Here is a 2,285-nt window from a genome sequence, read left to right as displayed (position 1 = left end):
GGGAAAAACAACACCGGATGCCAACTTTGCCGCAGGATCTCGCCGGTGAGGCTGCGAACCGACCACTCCCAAAAGCTGCCCACCCGCGGAGAGGCGGTGGCGATGGCAGTTACGTCCTCGGCAGCAGCGGTGGCCAGGATCTCCTGCAGCGGCGATCCCACCCGTACCAGAGCCCGCACCTGCAGCGGCTGCACCTGCTCGTTCAACGGCCCGACTACCTGAGCCAAATCGGCCTCAGCCTTGCGTTTGAGCACCTCCACCGGCGTTCCCTGGTTGCGGCGGGCGCCGGGATCCACCACATAGAGCAGGGTAACCGATTGGCACTGGGAAGTCCCCGGCAGCAGTTGGCCGAGACGGCTGAGCAGTTGCCGGCGCGGCTCCTCAAAGTCAAAAGGCACCAGGAGAGAGCGAAATAGGTGGCGGCTGCGCAGGCGCAGCTCCTCGAGGGTAAAGACGGCCAGCAGTTGCGGGCGCATCACCAGCAGGGGGATGTTCAACCTAGGCAGCAGCTCCACGGTGGTGCTGCCAAACAGTTTTTCCGTGAGCAGGTTGTGGATCCCCATGCCTGTGATCAGCAGGTCGGAGCTGTAAGTTTGGATCCCTTTTAAAATCAGATCCACCGGCTGGCCCACCTGCACCAAAACCTTAGCCTCCAGCCCCTCCGGAATGGTGCCCAAAAGCTGGCGAAACTGGGCCTTCTTGGTTTCTATTTTGGGGGTGGGGTCTTCGGGAAGGCCGATATCGTCATCTTTCCAAATCAGGCTGTGCAAGAAAACAAGGCGTTGAATGCCGTTGCTGTGTAGGGCATCTAAGCACTTGCCAAACCTTTGCAGGCCATCTTGGCAATCGGTTGCAATTAAAACGTTTTTAAACATGAGGGGATAAAAAGGGCAGTGGCCAAGCTCGGCTGAAGCTGTCAGCTATCCTAAGCTAACACCCCCCTGCCTTGCTCTTGGAATTGCCGGAGGAACCAGGCACCAGCGGGTTTGCCTTTAGCGATAGGGATCCGCCAGGTTGCGAAACTGGGTGTACTGGCTTTCAAACAAAAGGCGCACGGTGCCGGTGGGACCGTTGCGATGTTTGGCGATGATCACCTCGGCAATGCCGCGATCGCTGGTGTTGGGATCGTAGTACTCCGGGCGGTAGATCATCATCACCACATCGGCGTCCTGCTCGATGCTGTTGTGTACCAGCAGGCCGTTGGCCACAAAGTTGTGGTGGCGGGGCATTTCGATGTCGTAGACCGGCTGGGGCTCCCCCGGCTCGCTAATCGACACCACCGGATCCCAGATCAACCCTTCCTGTACCACCACCGCCACCTCCTCTTCCAGTTGCAGCTCGTCGAGGGGTTTCCATCCCTCTGACGTCAAGAAAGGATGGTTGCCGGTGGCGTGAATGGAGAAGTTGAGGCGGGTTTTCAAAAGACAGGTGGGCTGCCGGCCACTGCAAAACACCTTCACCGGCTGTTGGGGCACCAGGCGCCCGCGCCCGTTGAGGCTGAGCAGGCGGGGCAGTTCTGCTGAGGCTGGCAGGGCCGCCAGTTGTTCCAGCCGCCAGAGCTTGCCCCGATCCACGTCCATCACCTGGGTATCCCCCGCCAGGCAGCCGGATTCCCGCAAATCCGCCAGTTGCGGACGCTTATCGGAGCGCGACTCCACTGCCCGGCTGAGCTGAGAGAGCACCAGCACTGGCACCATCAGCTCTTTGGCCAGCGCCTTGAGGCCGCGGGTGATGCGCGACAGTTCCTGTACTCGGTTGTCGGCGGCGGATGCCTGCATCAGTTGCAAGTAGTCGATCAACACCAGCCCCAACGTTCCTCCTTGCTCCGCCTGCAAGCGCCGCGCCTTAGAGCGAATCTCCGTAACGGTGCAATCGGGAGTGTCGTCGATAAACAGGGGCAGTTGCGACAAAAAGCCAATCGCCTGCCCCAGACGCTGCCACTCGTGCTCGCTGATGCGCCCCGCGCGCAGGCGGCTGCTGTCGATGCGGGCCTCGCTGGCCAAAAGCCGCTGCACCAGTTGCTCCCGCGACATCTCTAGGCTGAAAATGGCCACCGGCTGCCTGACGTAGGCGGCTACATTTTGGGCAATGTTAAGGGCCAAGCTGGTTTTCCCCATCGAGGGGCGACCGGCCAGGATCACCAGATCCGAGCGTTGCAGGCCCTGGGTCAGGTTGTCGAGGTCGATGAATTTGGTCGGGATCCCAGGGATCTGAGCCCCGCTCTGGAACTTCTCCTCCAGATCCGAGAAGATGTTCACCAAAACCTCAGAAGCAGGGATGAGGCT

At 60.5% G+C, this 2,285-nt stretch carries 2 protein-coding genes; both read right to left on the bottom strand.

The genetic code is table 11. The features are described from left to right. On the bottom strand, nucleotides 1-875 hold an 875-nt coding region (locus NW857_RS06160), incomplete at its 3' end, for a universal stress protein (RefSeq protein ID WP_414368334.1). 117 nt (nucleotides 876-992) lie between these two features. Then, nucleotides 993-2,285: replicative DNA helicase (dnaB, locus tag NW857_RS06155; RefSeq protein WP_414368331.1), on the bottom strand; the 1,293-nt coding region annotated here is incomplete at its 5' end.

Source organism: Synechococcus sp. H55.9, assembly GCF_047462355.1.
Classification (GTDB): Bacteria; Cyanobacteriota; Cyanobacteriia; order Thermostichales; family Thermostichaceae; genus Thermostichus.
This window is presented reverse-complemented; position numbering and strand designations above follow the sequence as displayed.